The 16,324-nt window shown below is 33.4% G+C and carries 15 protein-coding genes, 1 tRNA gene and 1 pseudogene; 12 read left to right on the top strand and 5 right to left on the bottom strand.

Translation table 11 applies throughout. From position 1 onward, the window contains the following. Window positions 1–36 precede the first annotated feature (36 nt). Both tgt and A9G43_RS00610 read left to right on the top strand, forming a co-directional pair. Window positions 37–1,173, top strand: a complete 1,137-nt coding sequence (gene tgt, locus A9G43_RS00615; protein ID WP_065605794.1) for a tRNA guanosine(34) transglycosylase Tgt — start codon at window positions 37–39, stop codon at window positions 1,171–1,173. A gap of 71 nt (window positions 1,174–1,244) precedes the next feature. Next, a tRNA-Pro gene (locus tag A9G43_RS00610) sits at window positions 1,245–1,321 on the top strand. Window positions 1,322–1,802: 481 nt separating this feature from the next. On the opposite strand, the gene A9G43_RS00605 is transcribed toward A9G43_RS00610, so the two are convergent. Then, on the bottom strand, window positions 1,803–2,009 hold the full coding sequence (locus A9G43_RS00605) for a LacI family DNA-binding transcriptional regulator (protein WP_065605792.1): 207 nt from the start codon (window positions 2,007–2,009) through the stop codon (window positions 1,803–1,805). 271 nt (window positions 2,010–2,280) lie between these two features. On the opposite strand from A9G43_RS00605, the gene A9G43_RS00600 reads away from it, so the two are divergent. The 4 genes and pseudogenes from A9G43_RS00600 to A9G43_RS10615 form a co-directional block, all read left to right on the top strand. Continuing rightward, the gene (locus A9G43_RS00600; RefSeq protein WP_065605790.1) at window positions 2,281–2,724 is read left to right on the top strand and encodes a PTS sugar transporter subunit IIA; all 444 of its coding nucleotides are present in this window, start codon (window positions 2,281–2,283) and stop codon (window positions 2,722–2,724) included. 32 nt (window positions 2,725–2,756) lie between these two features. After that, entirely contained in the window at window positions 2,757–3,029 is a 273-nt protein-coding gene (locus A9G43_RS00595; RefSeq protein ID WP_065605788.1) for a PTS sugar transporter subunit IIB, read from the top strand. Between the two features lie 20 nt (window positions 3,030–3,049). Then, entirely contained in the window at window positions 3,050–4,402 is a 1,353-nt protein-coding gene (locus tag A9G43_RS00590) for a PTS ascorbate transporter subunit IIC (protein WP_065605786.1), read from the top strand. Window positions 4,403–4,674: 272 nt separating this feature from the next. Then, window positions 4,675–5,052, top strand: a pseudogene (locus A9G43_RS10615) (GNAT family N-acetyltransferase); the annotation flags it as partial. A gap of 86 nt (window positions 5,053–5,138) precedes the next feature. On the opposite strand, the gene A9G43_RS00580 reads toward A9G43_RS10615, so the two are convergent. Beyond that, window positions 5,139–6,590: an APC family permease gene (locus A9G43_RS00580; RefSeq protein ID WP_065605784.1), complete on the bottom strand. Its 1,452-nt coding sequence runs from the start codon at window positions 6,588–6,590 to the stop codon at window positions 5,139–5,141. 185 nt (window positions 6,591–6,775) lie between these two features. After that, entirely contained in the window at window positions 6,776–7,810 is a 1,035-nt protein-coding gene (gene adhP, locus A9G43_RS00575) for an alcohol dehydrogenase AdhP (protein ID WP_065605782.1), read from the bottom strand. A gap of 387 nt (window positions 7,811–8,197) precedes the next feature. On the opposite strand from adhP, the gene A9G43_RS00570 reads away from it, so the two are divergent. Next, on the top strand, window positions 8,198–9,238 hold the full coding sequence (locus A9G43_RS00570; RefSeq protein ID WP_065605780.1) for a tagatose 1,6-diphosphate aldolase: 1,041 nt from the start codon (window positions 8,198–8,200) through the stop codon (window positions 9,236–9,238). A gap of 115 nt (window positions 9,239–9,353) precedes the next feature. Here A9G43_RS00570 and grxB read toward each other — a convergent pair whose 3' ends face one another. Both grxB and A9G43_RS00560 read right to left on the bottom strand, forming a co-directional pair. Next, complete coding sequence (gene grxB, locus A9G43_RS00565; protein WP_065605778.1) at window positions 9,354–10,004, bottom strand: glutaredoxin 2; 651 nt, start codon at window positions 10,002–10,004, stop codon at window positions 9,354–9,356. After that, window positions 10,001–10,570 (bottom strand): Pr6Pr family membrane protein, encoded by a 570-nt coding sequence (locus A9G43_RS00560; protein WP_255308714.1) that lies wholly within the window; start codon window positions 10,568–10,570, stop codon window positions 10,001–10,003. Before A9G43_RS00560 ends, grxB begins: the two co-directional genes overlap by 4 nt. Window positions 10,571–10,905: 335 nt before the next feature. Between A9G43_RS00560 and xerD the strand changes: the two genes are divergently transcribed. The 5 genes from xerD to A9G43_RS00535 all read left to right on the top strand — a co-directional run bounded on the left by xerD (window position 10,906) and on the right by A9G43_RS00535 (window position 16,294). Then, window positions 10,906–11,820, top strand: coding sequence for a site-specific tyrosine recombinase XerD (gene xerD / locus A9G43_RS00555; RefSeq protein WP_065605774.1), 915 nt, complete (start codon window positions 10,906–10,908; stop codon window positions 11,818–11,820). A 25-nt stretch (window positions 11,821–11,845) separates the two neighbouring features. Next, entirely contained in the window at window positions 11,846–12,544 is a 699-nt protein-coding gene (gene dsbC / locus A9G43_RS00550; RefSeq protein WP_065605773.1) for a bifunctional protein-disulfide isomerase/oxidoreductase DsbC, read from the top strand. Window positions 12,545–12,626: 82 nt separating this feature from the next. Beyond that, window positions 12,627–14,363, top strand: coding sequence for a single-stranded-DNA-specific exonuclease RecJ (gene recJ / locus A9G43_RS00545; protein ID WP_065605771.1), 1,737 nt, complete (start codon window positions 12,627–12,629; stop codon window positions 14,361–14,363). Window positions 14,364–14,483: 120 nt separating this feature from the next. After that, window positions 14,484–15,869 (top strand): UDP-N-acetylmuramate:L-alanyl-gamma-D-glutamyl-meso-diaminopimelate ligase, encoded by a 1,386-nt coding sequence (gene mpl, locus A9G43_RS00540; RefSeq protein WP_065605769.1) that lies wholly within the window; start codon window positions 14,484–14,486, stop codon window positions 15,867–15,869. Between the two features lie 26 nt (window positions 15,870–15,895). Further along, window positions 15,896–16,294, top strand: coding sequence for a helix-turn-helix domain-containing protein (locus A9G43_RS00535; RefSeq protein WP_081297969.1), 399 nt, complete (start codon window positions 15,896–15,898; stop codon window positions 16,292–16,294). The last annotated feature ends 30 nt before the right edge of the window (window positions 16,295–16,324 follow it).

Raw genomic sequence — 16,324 nt, 5'->3', positions numbered from 1 at the left:
AAACTGTTTATTTGGTCGCAAGAGGTTAACTAAAAAATGAAATTTGAATTAGACAATACCGATGGACTTGCTCGTCGAGGACGTATGAAATTCGATCGTCGTGGAGTCGAATATACTGTTGAAACACCTGCATTTATGCCTGTTGGCACTTATGGCACAGTAAAAGGCATGACCCCAGAAGAGGTTACTGCAACTGGAGCGCAAATATTACTAGGCAATACATTCCATTTATGGTTAAGACCTGGACAAGAAATCATGCGAAAGCATGGTGATTTACATGATTTTATGCAGTGGCATGGCCCAATTTTAACCGATTCGGGAGGGTTTCAAGTCTTTAGTTTAGGTGATATTCGCAAAATCAAAGAGGAAGGTGTCTATTTCCGTAATCCAATTAATGGTGATTCGATTTTCTTATCACCTGAGGTTTCAATGGAAATTCAATATGATCTTGGTTCTGATATTGTGATGATTTTTGATGAATGTGCCCCGTTTCCTGCTGATTGGGATTATGTCAAAAAATCAATGGAAATGTCTTTACGTTGGGCTAAACGTAGCCGAAAGCGTTTTGATGAATTAGGCAACAAAAATGTACTCTTTGGTATTGTGCAAGGCGGAATACATCAAGAATTACGTGATATCTCAATTAAAGGATTGACCGAAATAGGCTTTGATGGCTACGCTGTTGGTGGATTAGCTGTTGGAGAGCCTAAAGCTGATATGCATCGAATTTTGGAGGGTACTTGCCCACAATTACCAGCCGATAAACCTCGTTACCTAATGGGCGTGGGTAAACCTGAAGATTTAGTTGAAGGTGTTCGTCGAGGTATTGATATGTTTGACTGTGTGATGCCAACCCGTAATGCACGTAATGGTCACTTATTTGTCACAAATGGGGTGATTAAAATTCGTAATGCAAAATATAAAGACGACACTACTCCGCTTGATCCTCATTGTGATTGTTATACTTGCAAAAATTATACTAAATCATATCTTCATCATTTAGATAAGTGCGGTGAAATTTTAGGTGCACGTTTAAATACCATCCACAATTTACGTTATTATCAACGCTTAATGGCTGAAATTCGTGAAGCTGTTGCGAATAAACGTTACGAAGATTTCGTCATTGAATTTTATCAACGAATTGGTAAAACACCAGCACCTTTACCGAAATAAGGACATAGCAGAATAAATTTTTATCGTAGGTATTGACACTTTTTAGGAAGCGCAGTATTATGCGCTTCCAACGGCGAGTAGCGCAGCTTGGTAGCGCAACTGGTTTGGGACCAGTGGGTCGGAGGTTCGAATCCTCTCTCGCCGACCAATTTTGTGAAAAAACTGTCAATTTGAGTATTTTTTATTTAGCATTGCTTTGTGCCAGCCATGTAAAAGTTGTTGAAAAAGATAGTATTGCTCGTTAGCTCAAAGCAATCCAATATATCGATAACCTTTTTTAATTACATGTTCCGACAACATATACATTGCTAAACTATCATCCAGTTCAACATTCATATTGATTAATTTATCATATTGCTTACCAATATTTATAATAGGAACAGTTTTTTTTCAGAACCACCTGTCGAATAAAATCATCCCTTTCAATATAAAAAAGCAAAATTGCCTCGATGTTATGGCTATATAGTGTATTTAATAATTATGATTCACATTTAAAGTAGTGATAAGACTCAATGATCAATACGGTATGTCCTTCTTTTGCTAGGCTTATTTGTAACGTATTAATTAATATTTGAATTGTGTGATCATGGATCTTATTGTTATAACTGCAATAACTTGATTAACAGATGCTAATGTAACAAACTAGTTACGATATTTGGTTTATAACTTAAAGCATCGACAGCTAATTGAATTTTTCCCCGAAGTCTATTAGAGACTCGCTCTGGTGTTTTTAAAGCACGAGATACTGTCATAGTTCCAACACCAGCATATTTAGCAACATCAAATAAAATAATCTGCCCATTACTTTTACGTTTTTTATATCCTGCATCTTTCATCCTAATTAACTTTCAACAATGGCAAATTAACAAGAGGTATAATAACTATACATGAAATTAGGTATCTATCCTTTTAAATCACAATTAATTAAATAATACAACTATGTTAAATAATATTATTTGATTAATTCATTAAAAATGTTACCTACATCACATAATAATTAAAAAAATTATCAATTTTGATAGCGCTATCACATTTCTTATTTTTTTTTATTTCTATTATTACGCTGTGTGTTAGTTTCTTAGTAAGATATAATTTAGCGGAGAAAAAATGTTAGCAAAATGGTTAACAAGTCAAACGGTCAACATTGTTAATTCAGTCGATGATTGGAAGGCAGCAATACAACTTTGTGCAAAACCTTTGTTAAAAAATAAAAATATTTCACCTGATTATATTCAAGCAATTTTTCATCTTCATGAATCAATTGGACCTTACTATGTATTGGCTCCAGGTATTGCCATGCCTCATGCTAGACCAGAACAAGGCGTAAACCAATTAGGCCTATCAATGCTATTAGTAAAAAAAGGAGTCAAATTTAATTCAGAAGAAAATGATCCTGTGTATTTAATTACTTTATTAGCAGCAAGTGATAGTACTAGCCACATTGAAATATTAACTAAATTGGCAGCACTATTTGGTGAAACAAATGATATCCAGAAAATTTTCAATGCACAAACCCCTGCTCAAATATTGTCTGTTATCAATCACTATTAAATTTAATTAAACTCAATAGAAGGATAAACAAAATGAAAATTATGGCAGTTTGTGGTTCAGGTCTTGGTAGTAGTTTTATGGTTGAAATGAATATAAAAAAAGTATTAAAAAAATTAAATATTGATGCAGAAGTAACTCATGCCGATCTTGCTTCTGCAACTCCAGATCAAGCTGATGTATTTGTCATAGCAAAAGATTTAGCAACCAGCTCGGGAATTCCTGCTGACAAATTAGTTATCCTTAATAACATTATTGATATCAATGATTTAGAAAATAAACTTGTTGAATTTTTTGCAAAACACTAATCAAATGATGGGGTGTTACTATGATCCAAGAAATAATAAAGTTTATTGTTGATATTCTAAAAACGCCAGCAATACTAGTTGGCTTTATTGCTATGGCAGGGCTTATTGTCCAACGCAAATCATTTGCTGATACGGTAAAAGGGACTGTCAAAACAATTTTGGGGTTTTTAGTATTAAGCGGTGGTGCTAATGTACTTATCAGTGCTATAACTCCATTAGGTATAATGTTTGAACAATCTTTTCAATTACAAGGAATTATACCTAATAACGAAGCCATTGTTTCTATGGCCTTAAATGAGTATGGTACAGCAACTGCATTAATTATGGCTTTTGGTATGATTGCCAATATCGTAGTGGCTCGATTTACACGTTTAAAATTTATTTTCTTAACTGGCCATCATACTTTCTACATGGCTTGTATGATCAGTATTATTTTAAAAGTTGCTGATTTTGATGGTTGGCAATTAGTATTTACTGGTTCATTGGTATTAGGTCTAATTATGGCTTTCTTCCCTGCTTTAGCTCAACCACAAATGCGTAAAATTACAGGAAATGATAATGTAGCGTTTGGTCACTTTGGTACTTTAGGATATATACTAGCTGGTTATATTGGTAAATTATTCGGTAAAAATTCTCGTTCAACTGAAGATATGAATTTACCTAAAAATTTAAGCTTTTTACGTGATAGTTCAATTTCTATATCATTAACGATGATGATCATTTATTTAATTCTTTCCATATTTGCGGGTTCTGATTATGTTCAAACAAATTTAAGTAAAGGCGATAATTATCTCGTTTATGCTATTATAGAAGCTATTACCTTTGCAGCAGGCGTTTTTATTATTCTGCAGGGTGTTAGACTTATTCTTGCTGAAATTGTACCTGCATTTACTGGTTTTTCGGAAAAATTAGTTCCAAATGCCAAACCTGCCATAGATTGTCCTGTTGTTTTCCCATATGCACCAAATGCTGTTTTGATCGGTTTCTTATTTAGCTTTCTTGGCGGATTAGTAGGTCTATTTATTTTAGGTAAATTAAATACTGTACTTATACTTCCTAGTGTAGTTCCCCATTTCTTCTGTGGTGCAACAGCAGGAGTGTTTGGTAACGCTATGGGTGGTCGCCGAGGTGCAATGCTTGGTGCATTTGCTAATGGTTTACTTGTCACATTTTTACCGGTTATTTTATTACCAGTATTAGGAGCACTTGGTTTTGCAAATACCACGTTTTCGGATGTAGATTTTTGTGGAATAGGAATTATTCTTGGTAATATGGCTAACTGGTTAAATAAAGATGCAATAATGATTATTATAATCGGTATTTTTGCTTTATTAGTTGCTTATAATTATTGGGTCAAACCTAAAAAACAATAATGCTTAGTCATTAATATTATAATATCATTATGCCAGATAGATAGATCTGGCATCATTTACAATTGCAGTTTTCTCGTAGATGTACTTTAAACGGTTAAAAATGATTAGTAATAACCAAGACTTTATCAGTGTTAATGAACATATTTGTTTAAAAACTGCGACAAAAAATTATGCAACAGAATTATTCAATATTATTAATTTTAATCGAAATTATTTTAGTCAGTTTATGGCATGGCCTAACTTCGTGATAAGAAGTTGATACAGCAAATTTTTTAAATGATTGCTTTGTTAAACATCGACAAGATCAATCAAAAATTTATGTGATTTTACTCGAAGGTATTCCTGTTGGATTACTTTCCTTCAATCAAATCGATAAAGCGAATAAAACTGCTTATATCGGTTATTGGTTAGATAGCAGAGCACAAGGAAAAAGGATTATGACTCAAGCAATCCAAGTACTTACCCAATTTTATGCCCAAGAACGAATAATTAAACGCTTTATTATAAAGTGTTCAGTAGCTAATCTAAAAAGTAAGCAAGTCACTAAACGATGTGGATTTAGTTATGAAGGGCGATTAAAACAAGCTGAATATCTTAATGGTATTTTTCATGATCAAAATATTTATAGCTTGGTTTCAAATTATATTTAACTTTTTATTTAAAAAAATAAACCGACATTAGCCGGCCTATTTATTGTATTGATTTTAGAATTTAAATTAATAATTAACTATTCTTATCATTTGCCACTAACGATATAACCATAAACAATTAATCCCAAAATGATACTTATTGAAACCGTAACGATCATATATTTAGTGCTAGTATCATATTTTTTCATTTCGCCAAGTGATAGCTCTTTATTTTTATTTCTTATATGATAATAGTAATACACAGGCAAACCAATTAAGGTGACCACTATTGAAGCTATACCATTTACGGTTTGATAAATTAACATTCCGTAAATAACATATATTGCACCTAACATAGCGATGATAGGAATAATCGGATAACCAATTATTTTATAAGTTCTAGTCACATTTGGGTATTTTCTTCGAGCAATTATTACACCAATAAACGTTAGTAAATAAAACACCCAAATTGAAAACATTGATATTTCTGATAAGCGATCTGCATCAAGAAGCGTTGAATATAAAAAAGAAAAAATAACTAAAACGATAATCGCATTAACTGGTGAGCGACTTTCTTCATCAATAGTACTTAAATAACTAGCACCAATAATAGTCCCTCGTTCTCCCATGCTAAAAATTGTACGAGATAGCGTCATAATATAGCCATTAATACCACCTAAGATGGAAACCATAATACCAACTGCAACTAAATTACCACCAAAATGCCCAAACATCCGCTGTGAAGCAACCGCTGAAGCATCATGTCCTAGTGATACCATTTCTTTAACAGGAAAAATTTTGAATAATGCAATATTAATACAAGCATAAACTACAACAAGGAAGATTATGCCTAAAATTATGGCTTGGGGTAAAACTTTCGACGGATTACGGATTTCACCAGCTACCGATGCGACTTGCGCCCAACCGTCATACGCAAATAAAGTAGCTAAAATAGCAACAGCAAAAGGCGCATAGCTTTCAATCCCTTGCCCACTAGCACTGAACAATACCACTTGTCCACTACCTTTCCATAATCCAAATATAGCTAATAATAGTATTGGAATGAGTTTGCATATAGTGGCAATGGTTTGCAAATAACCTGCTTGTTTAATGCCAACTGCATTGATTGTTGCAATAAACACTAAAACGCCAGCACTCACTGCCATTCGATAAGCATCATTGATATGAAATAATAAGCAAAATACTGAGCTAAAATACCCGACTAGTGCTCCAATAAGTGAAGGCGCAAATAAGACAGTTATCATCCAACCATAAAGATGAGAAACTTTTGCTCCATAAATTTTTTCTAAATATACTAACATTCCACCAGTTCGAGGAAACATGACTCCTAGTTCACAAAGAGTTAAACCACCACAAATAGAAAATACACCACCTATTACCCAAGCTAGCAACGCAAAATTATAATCACCAGCAACTTCTAACACAGCAGGAGGTTTCATAAAAGCTCCTGCACCTAAAACCATTCCAACGACTAGTGATAATGCAGAAACTAAACCAAGATCCTTGCGCAAATTATTCTCTAAATTATGATCTGCCATGAAGTTCCTCTTGAAACATATAAAATTAATTAGCAAAATCTGATTATGATATGGATTTATTTATAAAATAACAAGAAAAGATTAACATCATTTACATAAAAACACCGATAAATCAAATAAATAATTTTTTTATTTATAAAAAAGCCAGCATATAGCCAGCTTTTTGAATTACAAATAAGGTTAATTTATTTAGACTTCTGCATTTTCATATCAACAACCATACGACCTCGAATTTTACCTGCTTTCATTTCGTCGATCATATCATTGATATCTTCCAACGGTCTTTTTTCAACTATCGGCACGACCTTTCCTTCTGCACTAAACTGAAATGCTTCTGCTAAATCTTCACGAGTTCCAACCAATGAACCTAAAACTTGAATACCATCTAACACGGTTTTAGGAATACTTAAATCCATATTTTCTGAAGGTAAACCTAAGGCGACCACACGCCCTAAAGGTCTTACTGAATTGATGGCCTGATTGAATGCTGTTTTAGTCACAGAAGTTACAACAGCACCGTGCACTCCTCCTCCAGTGTGTTCTTTAATATAAACGCCCACATCCTCAACTTTTTTAGGATTAACGACCAAATCAGCACCTAGTGTTTTACATAATTCTAATTGGCTATCGCTGTTACTAATAGCAACCACTTTATTATTAAACACTTTTTTACCATATTCGACAGCAAGTGTTCCCAAACCGCCAATCCCAAATACTGCAAGCCATTGTCCTGGTTTAGTAGCAGCCACTTTAATACCTTTATAGGTAGTCACACCAGCACAAGTTACACTTGTTGCTTGTGCAGGATCGAGCCCTTCTGGCACTTTAACCGCATAATCAGCTTTAACAATGCACTGCTCTGCCATGCCTCCATCAACAGTATATCCTGAGTTTAATGCATTACGACAAAACGTTTCTTGCCCAGAAATACAATATTCACAAGTACCACAACCAGCATGGAACCAAGCAATACTAACCCGATCACCAACTTTTAAGCTTTTTACATCTGGGGCAACTTTAATCACAATTCCTACACCTTCGTGCCCAATAACACGACCTGGTTTTTTACCAAAATCGCCAGCTGCAACATGAAGATCAGTATGACAAAGGCCACAATACTCAACATCAACTAAGGCCTCTCCTGCTTCTAAAGAACGAATAGAAATATCTTTGATTTCGACTTTACCATCGCACTCTTGCTTAATAACTGCCGCTTTCATTTTTTCTCCTAAATAATTTTAAAGTTAAAACATGATTACTTATCATTCTAAACTAATTATTTTTGAAAAATATGAGTAATTTCACAATTTCATTAAATAACATTGATTATTTAATCATCCACACTGAAATGTACAATTTAATAAAACTTTCTTACAAAATAAGAATAATTTAACCATTAAAATAGTAATCGACTATTTTGAAATTATCGAATTAAAAAAATAAGATACAATCGATAGCTCATACATGAATTATTTGATCAATAATACCATTACACAACAATTGAATTTATTAAAATTATGCATATCGTTAAAACTAGCACAAATGATTAATAAACAACCAAATAAAAAAACTACAATAACACATCTTACTAAACGGAGAGCTATAAAATGGCGAAAAAATGTATTTCTCGTGGTAAATTTACACGTATGCAGCAGTTATCAAACCAAGATGGTATTATTGCAGCATTAGCGATCGATCAACGCGGTTCAATGGTTAAAATGATGGAATCTGCTGTGGGGAAAGATCGTTATCATATCGATATGGTGTATGAATTTAAAGAACTTATCTCTCAAGAATTAACTAAATATGTTAGTGCAATATTGTTAGATGAAGAATATGGTTTTAAAGGCATGGCAGCTAAAAATAGCAATGCTGGATTAATCATGTCATACGAAAAAACAGGATATGATGCTAGTACTCCAGGACGATTACCCGATATTTTGCCTGAGGATTCATTACAACGCCTAATAAAAAAAGGTGCCGATGCTGCAAAAGTATTGGTTTATTATAATCCAGATGATCCTCAAGATATTTTAGACAAAAAACATGCTTTTTTAGAACGTTTAGGCAATGAAGCTAGAGCTGCTGATATTCCTGTATTTGTTGAACCGATTGTATATGATAACGTGATAACCGATGATAAAAGTCCTGAATTTGCAAAAATTAAACCTCAAAAAGTCATCAATACAATAAAAGAGTTCACTAAAGAGCAGTATTATATTGATATTTTAAAAGTCGAAGTTCCCGTATTGTTTAAGAATGTAGAAGGCTTTAACGACAACAATGTAGTTGTTTACACACAAAAACAAGCTGCTGACTATTTTAAACAAGCAAGTGAAGTAGCAACCCGCCCTTTTATCTATTTAAGTGCTGGCGTACCAACAAAGACCTTCCACCAAGAACTTATTTTTGCTGGTAAAAATGGCGCTAAATATAGCGGCATCCTTGGAGGTAGAGCAACATGGTTTGAAGGTGTTGCGGCCTATGCTAATGGAGGCAAAGAAGGTTTAAAACTTTGGTTAGATCAAACTGGTCGTGAAAATGTTGAGCATCTCAATAAGATATTAAAACAATATGCAACACCTTGGTACGATATCTATGGTGGTAAAGATAATATTGAAGTGATTGATGTTAAATTAGGTAATTAATTGCTAAAACAAAAAAGAACAGGTTTATTCCTATTTTTCCTGTTCTTTTTAATACCTCGTTTTAGAACCATGATTTAATATCAAACAAAAATAGCAAGATCCGCATTTTTAATCATTAAATAGCTTTATCAAAAAATAGATCAACTTTACTAAATTTAGCCATTGATTGTAGGTAATCCTTAATTTTAGATGAAAAAGTTAAGCTTTTAACACACGTCAAATTCCGTAAAACTGGAAACAAACAGATATCATCTAAAGATAATTGTCCATTACATGCATCTGGTGACACAATCAATAACTCAAGTTTATTTAATATAGCAGATACGGCAGACACTAATGAATCCGTTTGCATCAAACATTCATCAAACGATCCCATTTTTTTTGATTTACTATTAACAAAAGAATCGATAGCACTTTGTGTCGCAAACTCAGCTAAACCTAGTTTTATATAACGTGGACACACTAACTTATAATCATATTGTTGCAACTGTTTTATTAAATCTGTGATATCTGGCGATCTAGGACCTGTTAAAATGGGTTTATCGCCATAATTGTTATCAACATAATCAACAATGTCTAAACTCTCAGGCATATAGCTACCATCATCTTTTTGTAAAATAGGCACCATTTTTTCACCAATCATACGCTCTGGCGATTGAAAATCATCACTCAATAATACCTGTTTTTCAACCAGTATATTTTTTAGACCAAAAATCATTCTAGCCCTAACACAAAAAGGGCAATGCTCATAAATATACAGTTTCATTTTCGCTTCCTTAAGCGTTCAACCGCCCATAATAAAAAAACTAACCCCAAAAATAATAAAAAAACAATACTTGAAGCATACAAAGCTTTGGGATAACCGATTCGTACAACATTAATAAAAGGGTATGGATATTGATTAGTATAATAACCTCGGACAAAAATATAAATGCCGTAAGATAGCATTGATAATATTGATCCTATAATGACATGAACGTTGATGCGTCTAAATGGCCCCCAAATCAGCCAACTTAATAAACCCAAAGCAGGTATAACAGCATGTAAACTTTCGTTAGTGATTTTCATTAATACATTAGGCGGGGTATGGATACCTCTTAACACTAAATTATACACAATAGCCGTTATAATCACACCAGCCAAACCATTTAAACGAATAACTTTAAAACTATATCGATTACAATTAGGGTTAACAGATAGCCACAAACAACTTAATGCCAGCATCAAATTTGATAACACCGTAAAAAAGCTATAATAATAAATTAATCGACCTATGGAAGAATTTGGTTGCCAAGGACGAAACTTTGTATGCCAATAAATATAAGTTTCCATAGCAATAATAGAAATAGCAAACAGCACAATAAAAAGATTAATACTTTGCTAAAACATAGACAGGACAAAAAACATCTAAAAACCCCTGTATATAGTAGAGCAATTAATAGAAAATATAATGCACAAAATCAATTCTTCGAAAAAATTGTCAAAAAGTTTCAGGAAAGATAGTGTTTAAGTATAAAAATTATTTTTAATAAAGAGTTATATAAATATAAAATACCACGATATAAACTTTTACGGTTATTATAAAAAGTAACTTATTGACTAAAACTGCAACTTATTGACAGCTAGTATATAATATAAAGAATAAACGTAATGTAGAGATAATTTTGATGTCTAGCCAAGATACACCTACCCAAAATAAAATGTTAATAGACTGTTTTCTAGATTCATTGTGGCTAGAAAGGAACTTAGCTGAAAATACCATTGCTTCTTATAGACTTGATTTGTTGGCACTAAGTCAATCTTTACAACAACAAAATGTCACATTCCTAACAACTCAAACGTTTAATTTACAAAACTTTTTAATGCAACGAGTAGAAGATGGGTATAAAGCAAGTAGTTCAGCACGTTTGCTTAGTGCAACTAAACGTTTTTTTCAGTATTTATATCAAGAAAATTATCGCACTGATGACCCTTCTGCAGTATTATCATCCCCCAAACTTCCTAAAAAATTACCTAAAGACTTAACTGAATCGCAAGTCGATGCGCTACTAAGGTCGCCAAGCATAGAAGACCCCATTGAACTTAGGGATAAAGCGATGTTGGAAGTACTTTATGCCACCGGCTTACGCGTATCTGAATTAGTAAATTTAGAAATTAGCAATATTAGTCTACGTCAAGGCGTAGTAAGAGTAATTGGTAAAGGTAATAAAGAGCGCTTAGTCCCACTTGGAGAAGAAGCAATTTATTGGCTTGAATATTATTTTAAATATGCCAGAAATGAGCTTTTAAAAAATGGACCTATTGATGTGCTTTTTCCAAGCCGATTAGGAAAAAAAATGACACGACAGACTTTCTGGCATCGAATTAAATATTATGCCATACTAATCGGTATCAACATTGAAGCACTTTCTCCCCATGTGCTTCGACATGCATTTGCAACACATCTACTTAATCACGGAGCGGATTTGCGCGTCGTTCAAATGTTGCTTGGGCATAGCAGTTTATCAACCACACAAATTTATACACACGTTGCAACAGAAAGGTTAAAACAGTTACATAGTAAACATCATCCTCGAGCATAGAGTTGACAAAAATAAGGATAATTGAATGAAAAAATTAGTTATATGTTTAGGCTTAGCGTTAATTTCAAGTTCAGTATTAGCAAGTAATAATGAAATTGCAAAATCTTTAGATAAATTCGGTTACGATAGCAAAGAATCAAAAATTTTTGATAGTCCAATTAAAGATTTTAAAAGCGTTAGCACGCCAGAAGGTATTGTATACATTAGTAAAGATGGTAAATACTTAATTCAAGGTTCTATTTTTGATTTACAAGGTGATGAACCAGAAAACATTGCTAACAGCATCAATCTTAGTCTAATAAAATCAATTGAAAAAGATGCCATTATTTATAAAGCTAAAAATGAAAAATACATCATTTCAGTATTTACTGATTATACTTGCCATTACTGTAAACTGTTACATGAAAATATTGATAAGTATTTAGAAGCGGGTGTTTCAGTTCACTATTTTGCATTCCCTCGTGCAGGTGCTGACAGTGATGTTGGCAAAAACATGCAATCTATTTGGAGCATGGCTGATCGCAAAGCTGCATTTGACAATGCATACAAAGGTAATACAATTTCTCCAGCAAGCAGCATGATACCTTATGTAACACAACAATTTAACGTCGGTAAAAAGTTAGGGATTGGAGGCACACCTGCAATTGTTTTACCTAACGGTCAACTTGTTTCAGGTTACGTGCCTGCAGATAAACTAATTGAATTTCTTGATCACAAAAACTAAATAAAAATTAGCAGTTATTGTTGCTAAAATTTAAATATAAAATGAAAACACATGTTAGCGCGAATGCGCTAGCATATAAATTATGAAAAAAAGTAAATTAAAACATCGCAAATTACCTGAAGTACTTCCAAAATTTTCTGATGATATTCCGTTATTATTACAACGGATTTATGCATTGCGTGGTATTACTAGCATGCAAGATCTTGATTACACCACACGCAATCTATGTAATTACGATAAACTAGATGGTATTGAAAAGGCAGTCGAAATTCTTTATTCAGTAATGAAAAATAATCAACAAATCATGATTGTTGGTGATTTTGATACTGATGGTGCCACCAGTACTGCTTTAACCGTCAGAGCCCTAAAAAATATGGGGTACCAATTTGTTGATTATATCATTCCTGATCGCTTTGATGATGGATATGGATTAAGTGTTTCAGTTGTTAAAAAAGCTATATTACAAAATGCACAACTTATTATTACCGTTGACAACGGAATATCAGCTATTGAAGCTGTAGATTTTGCCAAGCAATCAGGATTGTCAGTCATTATTACTGATCACCATTTATGCCCTGAGCTACTACCTAATGCTGATGCCATAATCAATCCTAATTTACCTAATTGTACATTTCCATCTAAGCATTTAGCTGGGGTGGGTGTAGCTTTTTACTTTATGCTGGCTTTACGAGCAAAATTACGGCAAGAAAAGTGGTTCTCCGACAATAATTTAGCTGAATATAATGCAGCAAATTTATTAGATCTAGTTGCTTTAGGCACTATTGCTGACGTGGTTAGGCTTGATCATAACAACCGTATTTTAGTTCATCAGGGTATAAACAGAATACGAGCTGGTTATTGTTGTGATGGTATCAAAGCCTTATTACAGGTATCTAAAAAAGATCTTATTAATCTTACATCTACCGATTTAGCTTTTTATATAGCGCCACGATTAAATGCAGCAGGCAGAATGGACAATATGTCATTGGGAGTTGAATTACTACTTTGTGATAATTCTGATTCAGCAATCAACAAAGCTATAGATTTGGATAATCTCAATAGTGATCGAAAGTTAATTGAGCAAATGATGCATAAAGAGGCCTTATCATTTATTCAAGAAATTGAAAAACAAAATATCACAATTCCTAATTTACTCGTGTTCCATCATCCAGAATGGCATCAAGGCATTATTGGGATCTTATCTTCACGTTTAAAAGATAAATATCATCGACCAGTCATATCTTTCGCCTCAACAGAAGATGGTTTTCTAAAAGGCTCAGGACGTTCAATTAAAGGCGTTCATTTACGCGATCTTCTTGATGAATTAAATCAGCAAAATCCTGATTTAATAATCAGTTTTGGAGGTCATGCAATGGCTGTTGGATTAACTATTCGGGAAGAAAATTTAGAACATTTTAAAAATAACTTTGAAACACTTTTAGATACACACTTAAAGCTTGATTTGCTAGAATCAATTATTGAAACTGATGGTGAAATAGATAGCCAAGATCTTACTTACGAAATCGCCAAGCGATTAAAAGAATCAGGACCATGGGGAGAAGGATTCTACACTCCCATTTTTGATGGTGAATTTATTATTCATCAACAGCGACTACTTTCAGACAAGCACCTAAAACTAGTGCTAGAATCCCAAAACGGAGGTCCACTTATTGAAGGGATAGTTTTTAATGTAAATCGACAGCAATGGCCTGATAAATCGATAAAAAATGTGAAAATAGTTTACCATTTAGATGTAGATGAATACCGCGGCAACAAAGCCCCTCTATTAATAGTTAAACATCTATGGCCTCTCGCATAAACAATCAGAATCGATTATAATTACAGAGTTGAGCTGAATTTACATCTGTTTACCAATCAAATAAGTAATGGTTGGCCTAATACTAGTGATATAAAATTTATACAACGTTAAGGATTCAAAATGCATATTCATATTCTTGGAATTTGTGGCACATTTATGGCAGGGATTGCCTTGATAGCCCGTTCTCTAGGTCATAAAGTAACGGGTTCAGATAAAAATGTTTACCCACCAATGAGTACACTTTTACAAAAAGAACACATTGATATCATTGAAGGGTATGATCCATCACAACTAACATCAAGACCTGATTTAGTCATTATCGGCAATGCGCTATCAAGAGGTAATCCTTGTGTTGAATATATTTTAGATAATAACATTCCTTATATTTCAGCACCTCAATGGTTACATGACAATGTATTACGAGATCGTTGGGTCATTGCTATTGCAGGAACTCATGGTAAAACTACAACTGCTGGGATGGTCAATTGGATTTTAGAAAAACAAGATTACAAACAAGGATTCGTTATTGGTGGTATACCGGGTAATTTTGATGTATCCGCAAGATTAGGTGAAGGCAATTATTTTGTTATTGAAGCAGATGAATATGATTGCTCGTTCTTTGATAAACGTTCAAAATTCATGCATTACTGCCCAAAAACACTTATCATGAATAATCTAGAATTTGATCATGCTGATATTTTTGATGATCTCATTTCTATTCAAAAACAATTTCACCATTTGGTTCGTTTAGTGCCAAGTAATGGATTAATTATCTCACCACAAGAAGATGTAAATTTAAAACAAGTATTAGCTAAAGGTTGTTGGAGCCAAAAAACTTTTACTGAATCTGAAAATGGCTGGCTAGCACAACGTATGAATAATGATGCGAGCCATTTTGCGGTTTACTTTAATAATAAAAAAGTTGGCGAAGTAAAATATTCATTAGTTGGCGAACATAATATGCATAACGCACTAATGGCAATTGCAGCAGCTCATAATGTAGGCATTGATCCTGTTGATGCTTGTTTAGCATTAGGTTCCTTTGTCAATGCTAAAAGAAGGTTAGAATTTTATGGTGATGTTAATAATATTGAAATCTATGATGACTTTGCTCACCACCCAACTGCAATAGTAGCCACTTTAGAAGCTTTACGTAGTAAAATAGGAGCTAATCGTCGCATTTTAGCTGTACTTGAGCCTCGCTCAAATACAATGAAATTAGGGGTATCTAAAGATGAACTAGCCCCATCACTTGGCCGTGCTGATGAAATTTTTATGTTTCAACCTGAACAATTGCCATGGTTAGTAGCCGATGTGGTTGATGCTTGTATTCAACCTGCTTACTGGACTGGCGATATCGATTTATTAGTTGAAATGATCACAAAATCAGCTAAACCAACCGATGCAATTTTAATTATGAGTAATGGTAGCTTTAATGGTATCCATAAAAAGATTTTAGAAAGATTAAAAGACAAACAAATAAAAAATCAAGAACCACTAGTTTAAAAACAATATAAATAGCAATATGAGATATGCCCATCATGTGGCATATCAAACAAAAAGGGTACTTCATGAATGAAACTACCGACATGATTGCTATGCTATGTCGTAGAATAAAATTAGCCAGAATTGAGAAAAATTTATCTCAACTAGAACTTGCGCAAAAATCCAAAATTGGCATTGCCACAATAAAACGTATTGAACAAGGCGAATCAATTACATTACAAACATTAATTTCCGTCCTCCGTGGATTAGGCGAACTTGATCAACTTAATAATTTACTTGCCTATAACGAAGTTATCCATATTGCCTCAGCAGAACAACCAAAACGAAAAAGAAAACAACGAAAAGTAAAAACTGAACGGGTAGATGTACTAACTGAAAATGATTTCTTGCGCTCTAAAGTTAATACTATGCACTGGAAACATTAAATACAATCTAATGTCTCGCCGATTTTACAA

It is taken from the genome of Gilliamella sp. Occ3-1 (genome assembly GCF_001690655.1).
GTDB classification, from domain to species: domain Bacteria; phylum Pseudomonadota; class Gammaproteobacteria; order Enterobacterales; family Orbaceae; genus Gilliamella; species Gilliamella apicola_P.
Note: the sequence above shows the minus strand (reverse complement) of the source record. Positions and strands in the feature narration are given on the sequence as shown.